The sequence below is a fragment of the Psychrobacter fozii genome (assembly GCF_003217155.1).
GTDB lineage: Bacteria > Pseudomonadota > Gammaproteobacteria > Pseudomonadales > Moraxellaceae > Psychrobacter > Psychrobacter fozii.
Map to the genome: position 1 here is coordinate 155655 of NZ_QJSU01000003.1, position 23144 is coordinate 178798.

The following is a 23144-nucleotide window of genomic DNA, read 5'->3' on the forward strand; positions in this document are numbered from 1 at the left end:
ATATAGGATTATAAGTTACCTTAAATCATCAGTGCAATCAAACACAAGAGATGTGCTGATTGACACTGAGTATACCTGTTTTGCAGGTGCGGCTGAGCTGATAATTAAGAGCTATTTTTCTGAGTATCTTGATACTGATAAGGTATCTCCATTTTATGCTGTACATCACGTAAAGCAGTGCGTAGACCTTCCAATATCGTTGGGTGATAAAAAGGCGTGTCAAGCATGTCTTTGACACTCAAATCATTGGTAATCGCTGATGCCAAAATATGACCAATATATTCAGCGTCAGGGCCCACCATGCTAGCACCTAAAATCTTATCCGTTTTTTTACAGCCATAGATATGTAATAGACCACAATTGACGCCCATCACACGACTACGGCCTTGATTGTCAAAGCTGACGCTGCCGATCACATGCTCTAGATTTGAGTCTTGTTGAATTTCTGGTAAGGACATACCAACATTGACGATTTGCGGTGAGCAAAACACGATAGAGAAGGGTGTGGCGGGCGGGCGAATATAGGCATTTTCTTCGTTTTCGCAAACCATACTTCCCGCACTATAGCCTTCATCACTGGCCACATGTAGCAATGGAATATGTGTGTTGGCATCACCCACAATATAAACGTTTGAATCACCAATCTTGCCTGTTTTTTTACTCAAATATTTTGGGCGATTTTTGTCATCAAGTTCGACACCTAGGTTTTCAACGCCTAGCTGTTTGATATTATTACGGCGTCCTGTTGCGACCAGTACGTATTCACCTTGCCATTGTTTCGACTCGCCAGCACTGTCTTCATAATCAATAAATGCTGCTTTATGCTCTGCATTTGTCTGGGTACCGACGTTATTAATCTCACTACCCAAGTGCATGGTTAACTCACCACTCAGGCAATCAATCGCTTTGTTATTGATATCGTCATCTTTGAGTCCGGCAACACGTTTGACTCGATTGAATAATGTCACGTCCACGCCCAAACGTGTCAACGCTTGAGCTATTTCTAACCCTATCGCACCTGCGCCAACGACTGCCATTGACTTTGGTAAATCTGTGAGCTCAAAGACACTATCAGAAGTGAGTATCGTATCGCCCAGCTTATCCGTCCAACCGTCTGGAATGAACGGAGAGCTACCAGTCGCGATAATGATTTGCTCTGCCTCGATTAGTTCATCATTGACTTCGATAAGCCCCTGCTTATTGATATGAGCACGACCATCTATCTTCTTATCGTCAGGCCATCCCTCGACTTGCTTTTTGATGTAGCTAGCAAAGTGATTGCGCTCATCACGGACACGCTGCATGACTTGCTTGCCATCTATCTGAACGGTAGCATGAACACCAAACTTAGCAGAACTTTTAGCATCATGAGCACGCTCAGCGGCTGCAATCAACAGTTTGCTTGGCATACAGCCGACTTGGATACAAGTGGTTGTCCAAAAGCCATCATTGATAATGACAATGTCGTCATGAATTTTGCTGGCTTGGCGAAAGGCATTTTGACCAGCGGTACCTGCACCGATGACGGCTACAGATACTTTGCGAGTGACTTTGGGTCCTGCATTATCAACACCAGTCTCAGATTGTTTATTCATAGTATTCTCACATTATAGAGGCGGTAGCCTTGAATGCTTTTATTGGTATTTGGCACCGCGTTATTATTGTCGTTATTGTCAGCGCTTATTTTAAAGTGACTTTGTATATAAGTAACTTTATATATAAGTGACTTTATATAAAAATGGTTTTATACAAAAGTAACTTTATATCATTTATGACTGTCGTGATTTATGGCTATATTGGTTAAGAGGCTATGTTGATTAAGGTGCTAATATTTCAAGCAACCGTTCGGTGTAGCCTTTGGCACGTAGATTGCGCTGAGCGTGAGTTAGGGTGCCATCCGTATCGAAAACAAATGCGGAACGGACTAAGCCGAGCGTTATTTTCCCATACATATTTTTTTCTTTAATAACGTCAAAGTACTGACACAGTTTTTCGTCAGTATCACTAATAAGCGCGATGTTTAGGTCTTGTTTAGCGATGAATTTTTCGTGAGACTCAACGCTATCACGTGAGACACCGATGATGTCATAGCCTAGTTCATCAAAATCATTGAGATGAGCGGTAAACTCTGTCGCTTGCGTGGTACAGCCAGGCGTATTGTCTTTTGGATAAAAGTAAAGAATGAGTCCTTTATTGGTATTGCTGATCATCTCTTTTAAATTTATCTCGTCATGGACGAAGTTGCCATCTAGCTCTCGTACTATCGTGACTGGGAACTCAGGTAGTGTGAGGTTTTCTGTGGTTGGCTTTGCCATTATAAAGTCCTTATTAATTTTGATGATATAGTCAACCCTCTATAAAGGAGTGACAGCGTTAACCTCGCTTGACGTATCACATATACATCTGCAATCGGTTGCCTTGTCTCTTCTTTAAACTGAATCAACTATATATTGGCTGTATTTAGTTATCGTATTCTTATTATAGGGGGATTCATTAGAATTCATAATGAGTTTTACATTTTACTTGTCTATTCCCAACAAAAAAGACTGGTAATGACCAGTCTTTTGTATGTTCAGCAAGTTGCAGGCTAAGCAGGTTTTTGTGGCTGCTTTAAGTCTAAGCCAACGGTGCATTGTTGCAGCTCTTTTTGCATTTTTTTGACATAGGGTAGGCCAGAAGGGTCTTTTTTATCTTGCGCGTAGCTTTCTATTTCCCACATTTGACCGATGGTCATGTTGCTACGGACGTCAATGGTGCAATTACACAGCTTGGTAGCAGTGCCTTTATCCGCGACTTTGTATTTGACCGCACCATCAATGCAAGTATTGATATTTTCTTTTTTGATATCAGCAGCGTTCGCTTGTGGCATCGCAAAAATAGCAGCTAGAGCTAAAGGTAATATTGGTAGTAACTTCATAAACATCCTCTTACAGGTGGCATCAGTTTTTATATTTTGTACGCAAAACACTAATAGTTGATGATTGATATGGACACTTGTGTCTTTCAATAAAGGCAATCGCCCATACCATAGCAAGTATATTGACTAAAATACAATGGCGACATGCTGTGTTAATGCAAGCGAATGTTGCGCTAATGTTGAGCACTGCCATTATTTAGTATGAATCTTAATAAGACTCAGCTTATACTATTTACTAAGATTGATAGTGGGTAGGGTCAGCAACGCCAGCTTGTTCAAAGCCTTGACGACGTAATGTACAGCTATCACACACACCGCAAGCAAGGCCGTTTTCATCGGCACGGTAGCAAGAAATGGTCTGCCCATAATCGACACCGAGTGATAAGCCAAGCTCAATAGTTTTTGCTTTGGACAACTGCTGTAATGGTGTTTGAATCGATAAATGGTGTCCGGTGACGCCTGCTTTTGTAGCAAGGTTGGCCATATGTTCAAACGCTGCGATATACTCTGGACGGCAATCAGGGTAGCCTGAGTAATCGACTGAGCTGACCCCGATGACGATATGGTTGGCATCAGCCACTTCTGCCACTGCTAGTGCATACGATAAAAATATGGTATTGCGGGCAGGTACATAAGTGTTAGGAATAGCGTCGTTATCGATTTCGTCACGGTTTTTATTAGGGAATTTATCTGAATCACCGTCAGGAACGATCATACTATGATCTGTCAGGGATGAGCCACCGAGTTGAGCGATGTCGATATCGATAATTCTGTGATTAACTTCAGCCGTCTCAGCGATAGTCTTGGCTGCGACAAGTTCACTATTATGACGTTGACCATAATTGAAGCTGACGGCTGTCACAGAGGCATAGCGTGCCTTTGCCCAATATAAACAAGTGACCGAATCAAGCCCGCCTGACAATAGTACGACGGCATTTTGGTAGTTATGAAGGCTATCTAATTCGCTATCAAGCGTTGTGTTATCGGCGGTACTTTGTGAGGTAACGTTAGTCATAATGGTATCTATTATTGGTTTACGAAAAACGGTTATTTTAGCAAAAATCCAACCGTTACAGAACCATGAAGCCATTATTTAATGTCCTCTTTTCAAACTGTTAGCAAATTTTGTTATAATCGCTGCTTTTAAAGCATCAGTGTTAGTGCTTGCCCATCATGTATGACAGCACTGTAATAGCAGTTTGCTGTATAGCAAAATCACCCTTGTAAAGATATTGAGTAACTTATGACCGCAGCGACCTTGTTTACGCCAAAAATTACGCCAGAGTTTGATGAGATGTCTGCTGATGCAGGTATGGCTGACTATACTTTAGAGACTGATGGCATGGAAGATGATGATGCCGCTGAGGATGAGTTGATGGCGGAGCAGTTATCACCTACTCAATCAGCACAGTTCCGCAAGCTACAGAAAAAACTGCGTAGACAAGTATCTTGGGCGATTCGTGATTTTAATATGATCGAAGAGGGTGATGTGGTGATGGTCTGTGTGTCAGGCGGCAAAGACAGTTATACGCTGCTTGATATTTTATTATTGCTCAAGCGCATTGCACCGATTAGTTTTGATATCGTCGCGGTGAACCTCGATCAGAAACAACCTGGCTATCCCGAAGATATTTTGCCCGCATATCTGAACGAGCAAGGCATTGCTCACTATATTTTAGAAAAAGACACTTATAGTATCGTTAAAAGCGTGGTACCAGAAGGTAAGACTTATTGCTCTGCCTGCTCACGTTTGCGTCGAGGCTCGCTATATGGCTTTGCGAAGCAGATTGGTGCCACCAAGATTGCACTGGGTCATCACCGCGATGATATGTTGGCCACGTTCTTTTTAAACTTATTCCATGGTGGTACGCTCAAGTCTATGCCACCTAAGCTACTGAGCGATGATAAGCAAAACATGCTTATTCGCCCGCTGGCTTATGTCGAAGAAAAAGACATCATTGAATATGCCAAATTGAAAGAATTCCCAATCATTCCATGTAACTTGTGTGGTAGCCAAACCAATCTACAACGAGCCATTATCAATGATATGCTGCGAGAATGGGACGATGCTCATCCACAGCGTTTGGCGTCTATCTTTAAAGCGATGCAAAACGTTGCCCCATCGCAATTAGCCGATCGTGAACTGTTTGACTTTGAAGGGTTGAGTCTTGATCGTGATGACAACGAGCGTTTGTTTGAAGGGGATAATATTCAAGCAGGGCAGACCGATAGTCTTGCCGAAATTGGCTTGCCTATATCACCAAAGACCCAAACGTTTAGTCCGAAGTTTATGAGTAATAAACAGCAACAGCCAGAATCGGATAAAGCGTCAGAAGTCAGTCGTACAGCACAGAAAATCCCAACGATTAATCCAGTTGTTTGATGTTTCTATACTGAACCAGCTATCGCTAAAACCTTTAAATTGACTATAAAAAACCAGCTCATTATCTACTAATGGCTGGTTTTTTTACGTCTTCAGATTATGTCTGATCAATCAGGTTGTTTTTTTTCGAAAGCTTGTAAGGGTACAAAACTAACATTTGAACGAGGTAGCTTGGCGACATCTTGCATACGCCAGTTGTTTGTACCACCATTACTGACTTGCAGATAGTATTTGGCTTTTACTGGATCCATATTGACTCGCGCACTATATTTATTACCTTCTTGGTGCTTTAGTATCACATCATGGTCTTTTTTGATATCAGTGGCATGCGAGATAGACAGATCTAGCTGTTCTGGATAAACAAGCGGCGTACCATTCAATAATTTACCTGATTGCAAGCTTTGCTCAGGATAATCTAAATAAAAGGTAACATCCCCATTATCAGCAAATTGCATTTTGCCATGTAGGTCTAAATCATAAGTCAGCTTGTCACGTGACACATCTTGATAAAGGGTCTTGCCATCCATGTACCAATCGTCACGTACGACACTGTCCCGAATCTGATAAGAGTAATAAACAAAGTAGATACAGGCCACTACCACAAATGCTGGCATGCCAATCACAAAGATAACGACCATGTAATTTTTATACCATGGCTGAGTGTCTTGATGCTTAAAGTTTGATGCTGGAGTAGACATAAAGTACCTATTAATCAGATATCTGGTTTGTCAGACATCTATAAACTGTATCAACGAACCATCTGACGGCTACATGCTGCCAATGTAATGATAAACGGTTTACCTGCTAGTCATAGACTAACAGGTAATATGTATAATTATATACTAGGGCGTGTCTTCAATTCACTCGATAGGCATCTAAATGGGCTAAAAATGGCTAAATCTTGCCAAACATCGTCAAATAACTGGTTAATATCTCGATATTATCTGCGCTATTTTTCTTGTTTGGCAGCAATTTATCTCAGTTTTATCACCATTTTTAAAATGAAGATACGCCCTAGCGAAGCACTCAATAGTTTATTGAAGCTTATTGAGTAGTAAAGACATTCTGCTTACTGACTTTGTATTGTCCATCTTCACTGGTCACATTTAGAGTGACTGGCGTCTGTTCGAAATCGATAACATCTGGATCTCCATAAATGCTAACTGGCATATCGAAGCTTTCGCCTGCCTCTAGTGGTACGTCATTAAATCGTAGCTCTAAACTCAAACCATCTTTCGGTGCTAATGTTATTTTATAAGCATGAGGATTCTGCGTTTTATTGGTCAGTTTAACAATATAACTGTTCTCAATCATGCCTTGATTGTTTATGGATGACAACTGATTACGGTCACGACGAATATCAATCTCTAAGGGCACACGATCCGTCAATGCATAAACTAGACCACCACATAAAATAGAAATAACAGCTAAATAAGCAAATAAGCGTGGACTGAATACACGAGTATCTTCTTTTTCTGCCAGCTGTCGTTCTGTCGTGTAGCGGATGAGCCCACGAGGGTAGCCCACTTTATCCATAACGTCATTACAGGCATCAATACAAGCGGCACACTGAATACAACCCACCTGCAAACCATCTCGAATGTCGATACCAGTGGGGCAGACCTGCACACACATCGTACACTCAATACAGTCGCCCAAATGCTCAGGATTTGTACCTTTTTTGCGTGTGCCACGTGGCTCACCACGCTCATAGTCATAAGATACAACCAAGGTATCTTTATCAAACATGACACTCTGAAAGCGGCCATAAGGACAGATCTGGATACACATCTGCTCACGCATATAACCTGCATTGGCATAGGTGGCAAAGGTGAAAATAAACATCGATACCCATACCCATGTTGGCCAATCAGGAATTGGGACAACACCAATCATTTGCCAGCTTTGATACAGATAATCTGTTCCAGCGACGTAGCTTACAAAGGTCGCCGCTGTGATAACTGAAAGTACAAACCAAATAAAATATACAGCAGAGCGTTTAAAGGCTTTTTGCGCGCTCATTGGTTCTTTATCGAACTTTATACGCTTATTGCGATCACCAATGATCCACTTTTCAACATACTGATACAGGTGTGTCCAAATCGTCTGTGGACAAGCATAACCACACCATACGCGGCCTGCATAAACGGTCACCATAAATAGCATAAATGCAGCAATAATGGCAAAAGCAGCAATGAAATAAAAGTCTTGAGTCAGAAATGTCGTACCAAAAATATAGTAATGCTGCGAGGGAACATCAAACCATATTGCTTGTCTGCCATTATAACGTAGCCATGGCAAAAGCAAAAAAGCGGCCAATAGGGCATACATTGTGATAATGCGGATATTTTGATAAAAGCCTTTGATAAACCTAGGATGAACACGGTGCTTGGTGGCATCCAAGTCAATTTGCTGTACAGGGATTTTATTGGGTTGTTGTGCTGACATAAACGTGCCTCTTTAAAAAAAGAATCAGTTTGCTGGCATGATGAACAAACATCTTTAATCATAAGATGTATGAGCGAACGATGTTATCAATGTCAGTAGGTAGCGGATAAATCTTTGTTAAACCATCTACCAAATGATCGATTACGAATGACTTCATGAAAATGAAAAATAGCTCCATAAATCAGCGATTAATGAGCTGTTTTTGAGTGCGGCTATTTTAGCATTCTCCTTACTATAAATGGGGTAATAATAATAAAAAGCAATTAATATCTTACTCTAAAAATATGCCAGTTATGCACTAGCCAGTATCCAAATTTCATACACATGCTAGCAAAAGTATATAAAAAAGGGAGAACTGCAATAACAGTTCTCCCTTTTTTCAATCTCATTCATTTACTACAGAGCAATCTACTAAAAGTATTAGTTAGCAGTAGCTTCTGCAGTTGGAGCAGGAGCAGCAGTTTGCTGTGTCACAGGTGGTGTTGTCTTATCTGATAATGAATAAACATAGGCCGCAAGCAGCATAATACGTTCATTCCCCAGTTTAGTCTGCCATTGTGGCATTACACCAGCACGACCATAACGTAAGGTGTCACGAATAGTTTCACGCTCTCCACCGAACAGCCAGATGTTATCTGTTAGGTTTGGTGCACCTGTAGATACCATACCTTTGCCTTCTGGACCATGACAAAGTACGCAGTTAGTAGGCTGATTAAATAACGTCTTACCTTGTGTAACTAACGTTTGGTCTAGATCGTAATCGTTTTGATTGCCAGAGATTGATAGTACATACTCAGCAACCGCACGCACACCATCTTCACCAAGGTTTTCACGCCAAGCAGGCATTGGTAGTTTTGCAGGTTCTTTCTTGTAATCTACACCAATGTGCCAGCCGTTATGTAAGGTCAGCAAGATATTTTCTGGCTTTCCACCATGCAACCAATCATTATCAGTCAGATTTGGATAACCTGTTGCACCTTTAGCATTAGAGCCATGACATACAGAACAGTTCTGTAAAAATAAACGGCTACCAACTTTTAAAGCATTTGGATTTTCAGATAGCTTCTCAACATAAGGTGCAAGTTCTGCAACTTTGCCATCAATCTGAGCTTTTAAGTCTGCTGGTGCTGTTTCGCTATGACGCAAAGTCGATTGCATATCTGCAAGTGTGGCTAACGTTGATGTTGCACCACTGGCATCTGCTTTCGCTAAGATATTCTGTTCAAAGTTAGCCGTAAATACTTTGTTGTTCTGTTCAAGCTCACTATTTAGCTCGTTATGAGAGGTCCACGGTACCGTTTCACCATCGACTTCTACCGTGGCAATTCCTTCCCAATGTTTGGGGAACATAGCTGGGAAAAATACCCAATAAGCAACACCCCAAACGATCGAACCAAAAAATATCACTAGCCACCATTTAGGCAATGGTTTGTCGTATTCTCGGATGCCGTCATATTCATGACCAGTGGTGCCATCTTCTTCTACGTCAGGTTTGTATTTTAGAACAAATAACAGAACCCCAAGAATAAAAAGCCAGCAGCCGATACTGATTAGCGTGATCCAAGAACTCCAAAAAAATGTCATCATTTATCCTTATTGCGCTGCTCTTCAGACAAAGACTTTATATCTTCATCATCAAGCGCAAGTTGTGCATCTTCTTCGAAGCGTTTTTTGTTTTTTGGCGAATACGCCCACCATGCAACACCTACGAAGGCAATAAAGGCAGAAACGGTCGCAATTGTTTGTAATTCACCAATACCCATTAGCGCTGTCCTTCCATCGCGGTGCCTAGTTGCTGTAGATAGGCAACCAAAGCATCAAGTTCAGTGGCACCAAGAACAGCATCTGGCGCTCCTTCGATATCTTCTTCAGTATAAGGAACACCAAAGCGATCACGGAATAGGCGCATTTTTTCTTGAATGTTTGCACCATCCACTTCATTCTCAGCAAGCCAAGGGAAGCCAGGCATTACTGATTCAGGAACCAATGAACGTGGATTGATCAAATGCTGCTTTTGCCAGTCTTCAGAGTAGCGTCCACCAACACGTGCTAGATCAGGTCCAGTACGTTTAGATCCCCATAAGAATGGGTGATCCCACGTTGATTCTGCAGCACGCGAGTATGGTCCATAACGTTCAACTTCAGCACGTAGCGGACGAATCATTTGGGTATGACATACGTGACAACCTTCACGAATATAAATGTCACGGCCTTCGAATTCTAGTGCAGTCCAAGGTTCCATAGTGGGAAGGGGAGCGTTAACCCCGCCTTCTTCAGGACCCTTGTTGTCATATATTAATGGTACGATTTCAACTAGCGTTGCAAAGCTAATAGCAATAACGATACCGATGACCAACAAGCCTGTATTTTTTTCAATAATTTCATGCGGTGTACCAGCCATGATAGCTCCTTATACGTTAGCTGCTGAAGGTTTATCAACACTAGTTTCATGATCCGTTGGATCAGCCACATCTACAGGCTTACCTTCTGGCATCTTAAGTGTTTTATAAACGTTATATGCCATCACAAACATGCCCGACACATATAAGAAGCCACCAAAAGCACGACCAATATATGGGAAATGTGAGAACTCAACAGTATCAACGAAGCTATATACCAAAGTACCATCTGGATTGGTAGCAAGCCACATCATGCCTTGGCCAATACCTGAAATCCACATAGACACGATATAGAAGATCGTTCCTGCAGTCGCTAACCAGAAATGCGTGGTGATTAAGCTAATAGAGTACATTTTTGGTTTGTTGAAGATACGTGGTAACAATACGTATAGTGAACCAATAGTAATCATACCAACCCAGCCAAGCGCACCTGAGTGTACGTGTCCTACTGTCCAATCCGTGTTATGCGATAGCGCATTGACTGTCTTAATAGACATCATTGGGCCTTCGAACGTCGACATGGCGTAGAACGACAATGCAACAATCATAAAGCGAATGATTGGATCGGTACGTAACTTATCCCAACTACCCGATAACGTTAGTACACCGTTAATCATACCACCCCAAGATGGTGCAAATAGGATGATTGAGAATACCATTGCTAATGACTGCGTCCAATCTGGAAGCGCTGAATAATGCAAATGGTGACCACCAGCCCACATATATGAAGCAATCAATGCCCAAAAGTGAACGATAGACAAACGGTACGAGTAAATAGGGCGGCCAATCTGTACTGGAACGAAGTAGTACATCATCCCAAGGAATGCTGCCGTTAGATAAAAACCTACCGCGTTATGTCCGTACCACCATTGCACCATCGCATCAGTTGCACCGCCAAATAACGAGTAAGATTTAAATGCGCTAACAGGAATCGCCATGCTGTTTACGATATGCAGTAGTGCAATCGTAATAATAAAAGCTGCAAAGAACCAGTTAGCTACATATATATGTGAGGTTTTACGTTTGATGAGCGTACCGAAAAAGACAATGGCATAAGATATCCATACCAAAGCAATCAAAATATCGATTGGCCACTCAAGCTCAGCGTATTCCTTAGTCGAGGTCAAACCTAGAGGAAGGGTAATAACTGCTGATACGATAACCGCTTGCCAACCCCAAAAGGTAAACCAAGCTAAATAAGGCGCAAATAATCTTGTCTTACAGGTACGTTGAACAATATAGTAAGACGTTGCGAACAGGGCAGAGCCACCGAACGCAAAAATGACCGCATTGGTATGAAGCGGTCTTAGGCGACTAAAAGTCAGCCATGGAATGTCAAAGTTGAGTGCTGGCCATGCTAACTGTGAAGCAATGAACACACCAATACTCATGCCGACGATGCCCCAAACTACGGCCATTATCGCAAAAAATCTTACGATAGTAATTTCGTACTCACGGTCCACTGGGGCGACTGCTGTGTTTTGTAAACTCATTGGATGATTCCTTTACAGCCCGAATTATCAACAGAATTAACTAACTCTCCGCACTATTTGCATCATAATAATTGATGGTCAAATAGTAGTTGCGGTACATGCTGTTTTTTGGATTGCTTATAGTTTTAACGTTATTAGCTATCAATCTAAGCCATATATTGGCTGGTGCTCATGTACAGAGGCATTTAAAATTACAGCGCTCATGGCCAATCGATAGTAGGATTATTAATAACTGTTAAGGTGAATAAGAAAATGCGCCGTTTTTGAGCATCAAACATCTAATGAGGCTAAGTATTTATCTTAATTATTACCAATAAATCTGTACCAATGAAGATAGATACCAATATCCATAGGGCCATGAAAATGCACTGACCATAGACGTATGCTAGCGGCGGCTGACAAAAAAACATGTTTACGTAATGTTTAGTTAAAACTCCCGACTCTGTTTAAGGGTATTGTAACGCAATCCTAATCAAATATCATCAGAACTATGCGGCAAAATACAAACTCTTTGGTAAAAACTCTAGCGAGCAACTTATTATTGCTACGCTATCCACCTATTTTATACACAATTTTGTCATGATTCTAGAGGCGGTCTTTGGTTAGAAATGGATAGTGATTGTCATACGTTACTGTCAGTATGAAAAAGAATCTTGTAACAATGGCAGCATGAGTCATGTAAATAAGTTTTACTTATCATCAAGTCGACCCTTATAATGAGGCTAAATATGATGGGTAGCAGCGTTTTTATATCGTTGCTATCAGAAACTATTTTATAATTTGATGTTCAGTCAGGCGAGGGTGAATAAAACCTTAGCCTCACATAATACTAATTAAGGACAATAATATGGCAGTTTTTTTGACAAATGAATGGTTTGAGCAAGTTGAGCAAATGGGTCAAGAAGCGGGCGAGCTTAACTTACCGCCAGCACTTGCAAATATGATCGTCAACTTGAAATTATCTGATACGGATCAAGATATTGAAGCCAACTTCACTAATGGCTTATTACATCGCGGATTAAATGACGCGGCGACCACTACCTTGCTACTTGATCGCAGTATCTTGCAATCTATCATCACTGATTTTGATACCAATCAAATCATGGGTGCATTTATGAGCGGTAAAATTCGTGTTGAAGGCGATATGTCACAATTGATGGCAGTACAGACTGCTCGCCCAAGCACTGAACAAAAAGAACTGTACTCTCGTATCAAATCTATGACGACTATGGCGTAGTTTTATATTCACATGGTTTTATGTGATACGCCCTAGTTGACATAAAAAAAGCCTCTAATTCATATTAGAGGCTTTTTTATTGATAGATTTAATAGCAACATGTTTTTGTTTGATTAACTAGCTTTTGATTGTTGTGTTGTGCTTTTTTGGTTTTGCTTATAGATAGCCGCCTGTAGCCAAACGTTGGCTTGTATATAATCATGCACTTTAATGATGGCTGTCTCTGCGGTGTTGAGCGCACCAACACGTATCACAAATGGATCTGCGTCTTGTTCACGTAGTATGACGACATCAAACAAAATAATAGATTTGCCATTGAAGACAGTCTCTTGTTTGCCAAGCACTTGACCTTGACACCATGCTTCGTCTTCTTGTCCTAGTGTATCGCCAAAGAGATATGCACACATATGACCTAAGTTGATCTCGACAGGCGCCATCTGTTCTTTGGTCTCAGGTTTCCATTCTTTGATTTGCTCTTGTAAATCGTCTGGTATCTTTCCATCATTGGCGGCAACAATGTCATTAAAGGCACGATGATAGCGAATCGACTCTTGATCTTCGACCATAATCACTTCGTTTTGTTCGCTGTGTTTGATCTCGTGCGCCCAAGCGCTAAGGTTTACGAAGTACGACGTATCTCGCTGATATAAATGACGATTGGTGGTATAAAGCTGATCAAATGCATAAATGATACTGCCATCAGCCGTATGTAAGCGTAGTACAGCATCATGTGATTTGTCATTAGCGATGATACGCTCAATTTTACAATTCAAACCATATGGGCTATCGACACAAGGGTAGGCATTGATAAAGCACTCAGGCTTACCATTTTTCATCGCCAACACTTGATTGATGTGACAGGGCTGATTTTCAGATAGTAATAGGCAGCTGTCTTGCGAGCTGACATTGCTATTAAGACCTTTAGGCATCGCTGCTTGTTCGATCATTTTCTGTAGCCATTCTGGTACGTCATGGCTCATATCATCAGTCAAAATTCGCCAATGATCAGCGTGACCTGCAGATTGTTCGTCAGTTAAGGTTACCTTAGTAGGAGATTGGATGTTTTTATATTGGTAATTAATGGTCATGAGAGTACTCAAAATTAAGTCAGCGTGAAGTCTGTCGCTAAAGCTGCGATTGCTGGTCATCATAACCTACTATGCTAAATATGGGTCTATGATGGCTAGCAACGTTGTCATCAGCAAAAGGTCAACAAACTACAATGAATGGGTAATGACAATTGTCCTTAGCATACAATATATAGGTATTGACGCAAGTAATAGCAAGTCCCACATAAAAAATAGTAACAAAACCCTATTTTTTAGCAAAAAACATACTCAGTTTTTGCTAATGATTGGCACATATCAGCCGATTTGTGTCAAACTAGCTCCCTTTTGACGGCTGTCTTAAGCCCGTCTGAAACCCAGTTTGTGTGCTCGTTTTATAGCATATAGCCAATACTTTATAAGTTGGATACGGTGTCAGTCTCGCTTAGTTTACTATTTGTAGTACTTTCACTCGCTTTCCTTGTATCCAAATTATATTGAACCGACTATATATAAAGTCGCACGTAGATAAGATAAAGAGTTTGAATATGTTTCGTCCTTTAGCGTTATTTATCGGCTTACGATATACCCGAGCAGAGCGTAGTAATGGTTTTATCTCCTTTATATCGCTGATCTCGATGATTGGTTTGACTCTTGGGGTTGCCGTATTAATCACGGTGTTGTCGGTCATGAATGGTTTTGATCGGGAGCTAAAAACCCGTATTTTGGGTATGGTCCCGCAAGCAACGGTCGTCTCATCCGAGATTATTAGTGACTGGGAACAGTTGGCAGACAAGATCAAAGAAGACCCAGAAGTGGCAGCAGTAGCGCCATTTATCCAACTGCAAGGGATGTTGACCTCAAATGGTCAGGTTGCAGGGATTATGGTCACAGGTATTGAACCTGAGTATGAAAAAAAGGTCTCTATTATCAATGAGCACATGGTTGAGGGTAGTATTGATACCTTGCAAAACGGTGACTTTAGTATTGTGCTGGGTGAAGAGATGGTGCAATCATTAGGATTGCAACTCGGTGATAAAGTCACGTTAGTTCTGCCAGAGGCATCACCGTCAGCAGCCGGTGTCATACCGCGATTTAAGCGCTTTACCTTGACGGGTATCTTCACCATCAGTCCAGAAGTCGATAGTCTGATGGCCTTTATTCCTATGGGTGATGCTGCAAAACTGTTACGTTTGCCAGAGGGTGCGCAGGGTGTCCGTATGAAGCTCAACGATATCTTTACTGCGCCAATTGCCTCAGAGAAAGCAGCTGCGATTGCCCCTGATAGATTGTATCCAAATAATTGGACACAGACTCATGGCAATCTGTTTGGTGCCATTCAGATGGAAAAAGCGATGGTAGGCTTACTGCTCTTTTTGATTATATTAGTTGCAGCCTTTAATATCGTTTCTAGTCTCGTCATGCTTGTCACTGATAAGAAAGCGGACATTGCAATCTTAAAAACCTTTGGTGCATCACCTCGTTTGATTACCCAAGTGTTTATGGTTCAAGGTGTGGTCATCGGTGTCATCGGTACGGTTGCTGGCACGATATTGGGTGTGATATTTGCCCTCACAGTCAGCGATATTTTGGGTTTCATCAATCAAGTCTTTAACCTGAACCTATTTGATGCGTATTTTGTGAACTATTTGCCATCAGAGTTGCGTTTGCTAGATGTGGTGTTGATTACTGGTGCCTCGTTTGTATTGAGCTTTTTGGCAACGATTTATCCAGCACGTCGCGCGGCTAAAATTCAGCCAGCACAAACATTGCGTTATGAGTAAATAATTTTATAAAGTATCAACTATATAAATAGAATAAAGGAAATACCATGTCTGCCATTTTAGAGGCGAAAAACATCAACAAGATATATGATGAAGGGGCAGTCAGTACGCAAGTATTGACTGGCTTGGATTTGACGGTTAAGGCTGGCGAACGTATTGCTATCGTTGGTACCAGTGGCTCAGGTAAGAGTACATTGCTACATTTGCTAGGCGGTCTTGATACACCTACTACGGGTGAAGTGTGGCTACATGGTCAATTATTAAATAGCATGAATGAAACCGAACGTGGTGCGATGCGTAACAAGCATTTAGGGTTTATTTATCAGTTTCATCATCTGTTGGCTGAATTTACGGCTATCGAAAACGTCGCTATGCCGCTACTGATGCGACCAAAAGTATCAACAACTGAAGCACGTCAACAAGCGATTGATATCCTAGAAAGTGTCGGTCTTGAGCATCGTTTGATGCATCGACCAGGCGAGTTATCAGGTGGTGAGCGTCAGCGTGTGGCGATTGCCCGTGCACTTGTAACCAAGCCATCGCTTATCTTAGCAGATGAGCCAACCGGTAATTTGGATTATGATAATGCCCAAAGCGTTTTCGGACTGTTGACCGAATTACAAAACACGATGCAAACGGCACTATTGATGGTGACGCATGATCGCAATCTGGCCGCATTGGCAGATCGTCAGCTACTATTGCGCAATGGTCATTGGGAACAGTATTAAGCCCCTTATGTCTGACAAGGATAAACATGATGAATGAAAATGAAGATCCAATCGAAGCTTTTGGCAGTGCCGAAGAAGGTAATGCGCCGCTACATTCTTATATGGATCCGGCATTGTTCGATACGATTAATAGACAGGCACAGATAGATCTGCTGACACCTGTCTTTGATGCTATAACTCTGGCTGGTGTTGATTACGATCTCAAAGCCCAAGATAGTGCAACAGGCAAACGCTATACACTATTCAAAGGTGAAGAGGTGATTGAGGTCTTTGTGATGGATAGCAATCTCACCAGTAATATCACGGAAGCTATAGAAAATAGCAAAGACGTGTAGTGTAGATAGCCTAGCGTACAGACAGTTGATGCTGTTAGTAATCTATAATCTAATGGCATCTAGCATAATTTAGGATTCAGGCGGTTTGTCAGAAGGTATATCCTGACGGTTTTGCCAGCTGACAACCGTTTTATAGCGCCAAATAGCTTTGAATGCTAACCCACAAATAATACTAGTCAACACTGCTAAAATCGTGAGTCCAATACAAAATGCCGCAATCGATACAGTGCCGCGATAGGTAATAAATGGATTGGCACCATCTGACAATACCCATAAACTAAAATCAGCGATCATTCGTCCAATAAGTCGAAGACTGAGCACGGGTGCGTCGATAATTTTGGCGCCGATGTAATAACCAGCATAAAAAATAGGCAAGCTAGTAAGCGGATTGGTAATCCAAGTCAAACCGAGCGCCATCGGAACATTAGCACGGAAGATTAATGAACCAACCAACGCTATTAGCATCTGTCCCGGCAATGGAAAAAATGCGCTAAGCACACCAATGTAGACCGCTTTATTTAGGCTGTGACGATTAAAGTGCCATAATCGTGGATCAGCTAAATGCGGTGCAAACAGTTTTAATGTGCGACTTTCTAGAATTTTCTCTGGTGTAGGAAGCAGGCTTTTTAGACGTTTTTGGGGCACAAGATTGCCTTTAATCGTTAACTACAGCCCGACCAATTATCTTGATGGACTGTTATAAGGTAATATTATTAATAAAAAATACGGGTGAAATTATATAGTATGATAATGTCAGAATATCGTCATCGTACTATGTATGAGCAGTATAGGGTAATATAAATATAAATGCCATTGTATGACGTATTAGCTACCGCTCGTTTGGACTCGATTTTATGCCAATACTTCTCTGTGGTGGCAGGTTGTTTATGATGGTAGGTTGCTGCCCATCGTAACCAATGACTATATTTAGTCATATCATAATATTTATATCATCAAGCAAGGAGTGCTGGTGTATTGGTTAATCTGTAGCTTGATTATTAGCACTATGATGGGCGTGTTGGCAGTTTCAGATAATATGCCAATGAGTCTGTTGTCCATGGATATTGCTAACGTCTCTATCGTACCTTTAGCCCTAATGGCGCTTGCTATCGTTTTGATTATCCTTGTTCAATTCAATATACCTTCCGTCAATATTAACCGTTCCTCGCAAAAACATTCTAGCTATTCTCCACTTTATCCTAAACTATTATGTCGTATTGCTCATCATTTGGTAGTCGCTATATTAGCGATTGGATTGCTTATTGGTAGCACGATGCAAGCTTTACTCAGCCACCAGCAAGCAGAAATGACAGCCGTCACTGATAGTATGCGTGTGCAAGCGTTGGTGACCATTGAGGGGATAAGTGATAGCGTCTATGATGCAAATACAGAGAGTGGCTATCGACAAGTGGCGGTTATTAGTCATATATCACCGCTGGTATCAGAGTTAACATCGCAAGACTTAGATGATATTACCGTTGGTTTTTTAGGCGATGGCAAAAATAGCCTAAGTGACAATACTTCAAATAATGATACGTCGCATGATAACTATTCAGATAGCAGTGACAATGGCAATAAGGGTATAGAGTACCGTGTATTACTCAATGCTTATCCAAAAAAATCCCTATCTACAACGTCTCCAGATAATCATCAGTTTACAAAATTAAATCATTTGCAGCCAGGTGATCAGTTGTTTATGAGTTTGACGCTTGCACCACTGGCTACTTCTGAACAAGCCCTAAACAATCCGTCTGGTTTTGATAGCTATCGTTGGCTGCGAGGTCGTCATATTGATGGTATCGCAAATATATTGGCGGCTAGTACATTGCCCGTTACTGATGGCGATAGTGAATCGTCAAACATAGCACCTACTTCCGATAGCTATCTTCAACGTTTGCGTACTCGTATTGACCAAGGGCGTTGGCAATTGCGGCAGCATTTTCATACCGATTGGAGTGATAAAACCACAGCAGAGCAGCAAGCAAAAGCCGTCACGCTCAGTTTATTGACAGGCGACCGCAGTTTAATCAATCGCGATACTAAGGATTTGTATCAGCTGGCAGGTATCTCGCATTTACTGGCAATATCAGGGACGCATGTATTGTTTTTAGCGATTGTCCTAGCTGGAGGTGCGGTTTTACTTTTTGATCGATTCTGTCCAGTTGTTTATCGCTATATACCACGTTGGCAAGTGCGTTGGTGGGTGATGATTGGTGCTGCTTTTGTCTATGCATTATTCACAGGGTTTGATGTGCCCGCTGCCCGTACTGCGTGGATGCTACTGGCAATAGGCTTGATGCGTTTAACCTTATTACCTATCAGTACTATGCGTGTATTGTTTGCACTGGCAGTATTAATGGCATGGCTTGATCCTTATGTGCTATGGCAAGCAGGGTATTGGTTGTCTTTTATCGCAGTGGCACTGCTACTCAAATACGAAGACACATCCTATAAATATAGGCAAGCCTCTGTATTTACTCATCAAGCTGGCGCCCATAAATCCAATGCCATAAATGGCTTGGCTAAACGTATTTGGATGATAGGTAGACGCATATTTAAACTACAGTTTTGGTTGTTTATTACTTTACTGCCTATTACGTTACTGCTGTTCGGCAAGGCCTCACTATGGGGACTTTTCATCAATCTATTTGCTATCGGCTTATTTGGTTGGGTGATTGTACCGCTCAATCTGCTGGCAGGGCTTTTTTATCTGTTTTCACCTACTATCGCCGATAGTATTTGGGCGCTAGTCATTGCCATTATTGCAAGCTTGCATGAGCTAATGATATGGCTAACGTCATTACCTTCATTGTCAGAAGCATGGCTCTATACACCAGTGAATATGGCGATTTTGTTAATGGTATTGCTGAGCATCTTGCCTTGGCTGTTACCACGTGGGTTTGTCAGTCGTTGGCTAGTGTTGCCGCCATTGACTATGCTAATGATGACGGTCTATGCCAATCAGCAATCACTAACGATGACGCCAACGTTATATATACTACCAACGGGCGATCAATATATAAGCGCCGCTTTGTTGCAATATCCTATTATCAATTCTGAAAATACCAATAATGAGAGTGTCAGTTGGCTGTTTTTAGCTGATCATAGACCGAAAGCCACGCGAACGATGCCAAGTAACTTGACGGTAGAGAAGCTCTCGACGATGTTGGAGCAGCAATTGGGCAGTTTATCGATTAATAAGCTAGAGGGTATTACCGTACAGAGTGGTAGTGTTGGATTAACGGCTACGCTGACAACTGATGATAAGCGTGCTGACATCAATACTACAGGTTCTGAGTTATTACTATTGACGGTTGCACAGTTAAATCAGAAGCTACCTATTAATCAGTACTGGCAGGCAGGGCGTTTTGATCGTTGGCCTGCACTTCAGCGCTCATATAAGGTCACTAGTCAATCTAAGAGTAAGTCAAATATTAGCGTGCAAGGTTGCGAGCAGGGTAAAACATGGCAGCTACCAAATGGCGACTTGTTCATACAAGCATTGACAGGTTGGCGCACAATAGATGATGAAAGTGTTTGGGATTGCACGCTCGCTATAGATACTGGCCTACCGATACAAGTATTAAGATATAATGCCGCTGATCCACTCAGGTCATTACCTGCAGCTATACAAACACTGCCATCAAATATTTCACCATTGATGGATAGAACAGTGCCTACTTCATCACGTCTGGTTTTGAATGTAGATACTCATCAGCGTATTTGGCAGATGTGGGAGTTGCTGTGTTCAATGGAGCCACTATCTGATCAAGCAGCCACTGGTCAAACACCTATTAATCCAATAACCATTAATCAAAGAACAATGCCATCTAATACCACATGGCTGGGACACAGTACATCGCATATAACCGCCAATGTACTAGGCCTTCAAAGTATCAATGACATCATGACCTATGATGATAAAGCGCTGGAGGTGGCACTATCTATAGATGATAACGCTCAGAGCAAATTCTCATACTAAATTATAATAATACCTCTCAAAAAATTGCTCATACTCTTAGCGTTACAATATGGTGATATTTCACAGTTATACTATTGAACCATGATGGAAATGCGACCATACTTACCAACCTATTAATATAAATGACGCTTGCATTACAAATGCGTCGAGAGTAAGAACTAGCTTCTTACTACATTTATATTCTATATCATCTCTTTTATCGTTTTAGATTGTTTCTGACTTAGGAAGTTATATGCCCAACTGGCCACCAGACCCTAACAAACGTCCTGACACTTCGGCAAATCAGCCAGCACCCATGCAGCAATCAAGCCAACCGACTGGACAAGAGTGGCGACTGCTGGAAAACACATTGCTGGCTAGTGTGGTTGAACAGCGCCGCGCTCGTCGCTGGAGTATCTTTTTTAAATTATTGACCTTTGGTTATATCTTATTGATATTTTTGACCCTTGGCCGTGGTTGCAGCAGTGCCTCAACAGGCATGGATGCAGTCGACAACAGTGAGCCACATTTGGCCGTGGTTGAGCTACAAGGTGTCATCAGTAGCGGCGATGTGGCCAATGCCTATGATGTCAACGAAGCATTGACCCGTGCTTTTGAAAACAGTAATTCAAAAGCTGTTGTGCTAGATATCAACTCACCTGGTGGCTCACCTGTACAGTCTGATGAAATTTGGCAGACTATGATGGAGTTGCGTCAAGAGTATCCAGACAAAAAGCTTTATGCAGTGATTGGTGATATTGGTGCTTCTGGCGCTTATTACATTGCTTCTGCAGCAGACGAGATTTATGTCAATCCATCAAGTTTAGTTGGCTCTATCGGCGTGATTATGTCGAGCTATAATATCGAAGGCTTGATGGATAAAGTCGGCGTAAAAGATCGCACTTTGACCGCTGGTGAGTATAAAGATATCTTAAGCTTATCGCGTCCATTGACTGACTATGAAGAAGGTCATGTCGAAAAAGTATTAGCAAATACGCACAAGCATTTCATCGATGCAGTGAAAGAAGGCCGTGGCGACCGTCTAAAAAATCCTGAACAGAACAAGTTGTTCTCAGGACTATTTTGGACAGGTGAGCAGTCTATCGAACTTGGTTTAGCAGACAAGAAAGGTAGCATCGCGAGCTTAGAAAAAGAGTTAGATCTTGATACGGCGATTAACTACAGCCCAACAGATCCTTTTGAGTCATTTATGGATCGTTTTGCTATTAAGTTAGGTGCAGGCATTGGTTCTAGTGTCAATCTTGATGTCCTAACAAAAGAAGATGGCAATGTGGAGATGCGTTAAGCATTTTGTATTTTAGATTTACTGTGTATGATTGATAAGGCTGAGCGTATGATTATGCTCAGCCTTCTTATTTATATATTAGATATGTCAGGTATGTCAGATTTAATCATGATAAATGACACATAAGCTATCCATAATGATTCGATGAGAGCCTGTTATGACTGATGAACGCAATTTTCAGACCTTTGCCACTTTACCTATCTCTAAAATAACAAACAAACCTGTTATTCATTTTGCGCATGCCAACGGAATGCCAAGTGCTGTTTATCAGCCATTTTTTGAGAACTTAGCAGAGTTTTTCACGATTGAATATATTGCAATGCTGGGCGATACTCCAGGTTATCCCGTAGATGATCACTGGCGTAGTCTCACAAACCAAATTATTGATAGTGTGAAAAGCGCTTGTGAGAAACATGGCGTCACACAAGTAGTGGCAGTTGGTCACTCACTTGGGGCAATGTGTACCATGCAAGCATTGTATCGCGAGCCAAAGTACTTTGCGCAAGCAGTCCTCATGGATCCACCTTGGATTTATGGCAAGGTCAGTTTGTTCTGGCATTTAGCAAAGACAGCAGACAGACTGCCGTTGATGAAGAACCGTTTGATGGATAAGTTATCACCCGCTGGAATATCTAAGCACCGCCGTGATGTGTGGGATAGTCGAGCGGATGCTTATGAACAGATGCGCCATAAGGGGTTTTTTAAGAATTTTGATGAGCGCAGTTTTCAAGGCTATATTGACCATGGCTTACACCAACGTGCTGACGGTAAAGTAACCTTGGCCATTCCCAAATCTAGCGAAGTTGCCGTATTCCGTACCAACCCATCTTGGTATTGGCTGGCACCAAACCGTGGTCCTAAGGTACCTGTTACCTTGATTATTGGTGAAGACAGCATATTCTTAAAACGTCACTTCCCTCAGCAAGTGCAGGCACGGTTAGGGGTGCCTTATACCACTCATGCAGGTGGTCATATGTTCCCGCTTGAATATCCTGACTCTGTATCGCTGCAAGTATTGTCATTGATTGAGCAGCAACTGTTAAAATAGTCGCCAATTCTTATTGATGATTTTTATAGACATGGGCTGAAAACCAGACTTTTGAGTAA

General features: G+C 41.7%; 20 protein-coding genes. 8 read left to right on the forward strand and 12 right to left on the reverse strand.

The genetic code is table 11. The annotated features are described in order from the left end of the window. Positions 1–104: 104 nt before the first annotated feature. The 4 genes from DFP82_RS05245 to queC form a co-directional block, all read right to left on the reverse strand. Entirely contained in the window at positions 105–1595 is a 1491-nt protein-coding gene (locus DFP82_RS05245) for a dihydrolipoyl dehydrogenase (protein ID WP_110922682.1), read from the reverse strand. 222 nt (positions 1596–1817) lie between these two features. Continuing rightward, the gene (locus tag DFP82_RS05250; protein WP_181416251.1) at positions 1818–2315 is read right to left on the reverse strand and encodes a peroxiredoxin; all 498 of its coding nucleotides are present in this window, start codon (positions 2313–2315) and stop codon (positions 1818–1820) included. A gap of 272 nt (positions 2316–2587) precedes the next feature. Then, positions 2588–2917, reverse strand: coding sequence for a hypothetical protein (locus tag DFP82_RS05255; RefSeq protein WP_110922684.1), 330 nt, complete (start codon positions 2915–2917; stop codon positions 2588–2590). A gap of 235 nt (positions 2918–3152) precedes the next feature. Next, positions 3153–3932, reverse strand: a complete 780-nt coding sequence (gene queC, locus DFP82_RS05260) for a 7-cyano-7-deazaguanine synthase QueC (RefSeq protein ID WP_110922847.1) — start codon at positions 3930–3932, stop codon at positions 3153–3155. 360 nt (positions 3933–4292) lie between these two features. Between queC and ttcA the strand changes: the two genes are divergently transcribed. After that, positions 4293–5300, forward strand: a complete 1008-nt coding sequence (ttcA, locus tag DFP82_RS05265; RefSeq protein ID WP_425450592.1) for a tRNA 2-thiocytidine(32) synthetase TtcA — start codon at positions 4293–4295, stop codon at positions 5298–5300. A 107-nt stretch (positions 5301–5407) separates the two neighbouring features. Here ttcA and DFP82_RS05270 read toward each other — a convergent pair whose 3' ends face one another. From DFP82_RS05270 to ccoN, 6 genes are all read right to left on the reverse strand, one after another. Continuing rightward, positions 5408–5998 carry a FixH family protein gene (locus DFP82_RS05270; RefSeq protein WP_110922686.1) on the reverse strand — a complete coding sequence of 197 codons (591 nt, stop codon included), beginning with the start codon at positions 5996–5998 and terminating at the stop codon, positions 5408–5410. Positions 5999–6344: 346 nt separating this feature from the next. Continuing rightward, complete coding sequence (ccoG, locus tag DFP82_RS05275) at positions 6345–7748, reverse strand: cytochrome c oxidase accessory protein CcoG (protein ID WP_110922687.1); 1404 nt, start codon at positions 7746–7748, stop codon at positions 6345–6347. Positions 7749–8168: 420 nt separating this feature from the next. Further along, the gene (ccoP, locus tag DFP82_RS05280; RefSeq protein ID WP_110922688.1) at positions 8169–9332 is read right to left on the reverse strand and encodes a cytochrome-c oxidase, cbb3-type subunit III; all 1164 of its coding nucleotides are present in this window, start codon (positions 9330–9332) and stop codon (positions 8169–8171) included. Then, the gene (locus DFP82_RS05285; protein ID WP_057760804.1) at positions 9332–9511 is read right to left on the reverse strand and encodes a CcoQ/FixQ family Cbb3-type cytochrome c oxidase assembly chaperone; all 180 of its coding nucleotides are present in this window, start codon (positions 9509–9511) and stop codon (positions 9332–9334) included. Before DFP82_RS05285 ends, ccoP begins: the two co-directional genes overlap by 1 nt. After that, a complete protein-coding gene (ccoO, locus tag DFP82_RS05290) occupies positions 9511–10149 on the reverse strand; it encodes a cytochrome-c oxidase, cbb3-type subunit II (protein ID WP_110922689.1) in 639 nt (212 codons plus the stop codon). Before ccoO ends, DFP82_RS05285 begins: the two co-directional genes overlap by 1 nt. 9 nt (positions 10150–10158) lie before the next feature. Continuing rightward, positions 10159–11640, reverse strand: a complete 1482-nt coding sequence (ccoN, locus tag DFP82_RS05295) for a cytochrome-c oxidase, cbb3-type subunit I (protein ID WP_110922690.1) — start codon at positions 11638–11640, stop codon at positions 10159–10161. A gap of 847 nt (positions 11641–12487) precedes the next feature. On the opposite strand from ccoN, the gene DFP82_RS05300 reads away from it, so the two are divergent. Continuing rightward, positions 12488–12877: an SCP2 sterol-binding domain-containing protein gene (locus tag DFP82_RS05300; protein WP_110922691.1), complete on the forward strand. Its 390-nt coding sequence runs from the start codon at positions 12488–12490 to the stop codon at positions 12875–12877. A 113-nt stretch (positions 12878–12990) separates the two neighbouring features. On the opposite strand, the gene DFP82_RS05305 is transcribed toward DFP82_RS05300, so the two are convergent. Next, the gene (locus DFP82_RS05305) at positions 12991–13965 is read right to left on the reverse strand and encodes a hypothetical protein (protein ID WP_110922848.1); all 975 of its coding nucleotides are present in this window, start codon (positions 13963–13965) and stop codon (positions 12991–12993) included. Between the two features lie 506 nt (positions 13966–14471). On the opposite strand from DFP82_RS05305, the gene DFP82_RS05310 reads away from it, so the two are divergent. Genes DFP82_RS05310 through DFP82_RS05320 form a run of 3 tightly spaced genes read left to right on the forward strand, consistent with a single transcriptional unit; the run spans position 14472 to position 16770 of the window. Further along, on the forward strand, positions 14472–15707 hold the full coding sequence (locus tag DFP82_RS05310) for a lipoprotein-releasing ABC transporter permease subunit (RefSeq protein ID WP_110922692.1): 1236 nt from the start codon (positions 14472–14474) through the stop codon (positions 15705–15707). A gap of 47 nt (positions 15708–15754) precedes the next feature. Next, positions 15755–16435, forward strand: a complete 681-nt coding sequence (gene lolD / locus DFP82_RS05315; RefSeq protein ID WP_110922693.1) for a lipoprotein-releasing ABC transporter ATP-binding protein LolD — start codon at positions 15755–15757, stop codon at positions 16433–16435. 26 nt (positions 16436–16461) lie between these two features. Beyond that, entirely contained in the window at positions 16462–16770 is a 309-nt protein-coding gene (locus DFP82_RS05320; protein ID WP_245905646.1) for a hypothetical protein, read from the forward strand. Positions 16771–16839: 69 nt separating this feature from the next. Here DFP82_RS05320 and DFP82_RS05325 read toward each other — a convergent pair whose 3' ends face one another. Then, positions 16840–17415 (reverse strand): DUF2062 domain-containing protein, encoded by a 576-nt coding sequence (locus DFP82_RS05325; RefSeq protein ID WP_227686660.1) that lies wholly within the window; start codon positions 17413–17415, stop codon positions 16840–16842. A gap of 325 nt (positions 17416–17740) precedes the next feature. Here DFP82_RS05325 and DFP82_RS05330 point away from each other — a divergent pair, with 325 nt between their 5' ends. From DFP82_RS05330 to DFP82_RS05340, 3 genes are all read left to right on the forward strand, one after another. After that, complete coding sequence (locus DFP82_RS05330) at positions 17741–20752, forward strand: ComEC/Rec2 family competence protein (protein ID WP_110922696.1); 3012 nt, start codon at positions 17741–17743, stop codon at positions 20750–20752. 232 nt (positions 20753–20984) lie between these two features. Then, on the forward strand, positions 20985–22037 hold the full coding sequence (sppA, locus tag DFP82_RS05335) for a signal peptide peptidase SppA (RefSeq protein WP_110922697.1): 1053 nt from the start codon (positions 20985–20987) through the stop codon (positions 22035–22037). Positions 22038–22194: 157 nt separating this feature from the next. Continuing rightward, on the forward strand, positions 22195–23085 hold the full coding sequence (locus DFP82_RS05340; RefSeq protein ID WP_110922698.1) for an alpha/beta hydrolase: 891 nt from the start codon (positions 22195–22197) through the stop codon (positions 23083–23085). Positions 23086–23144: the final 59 nt, after the last annotated feature.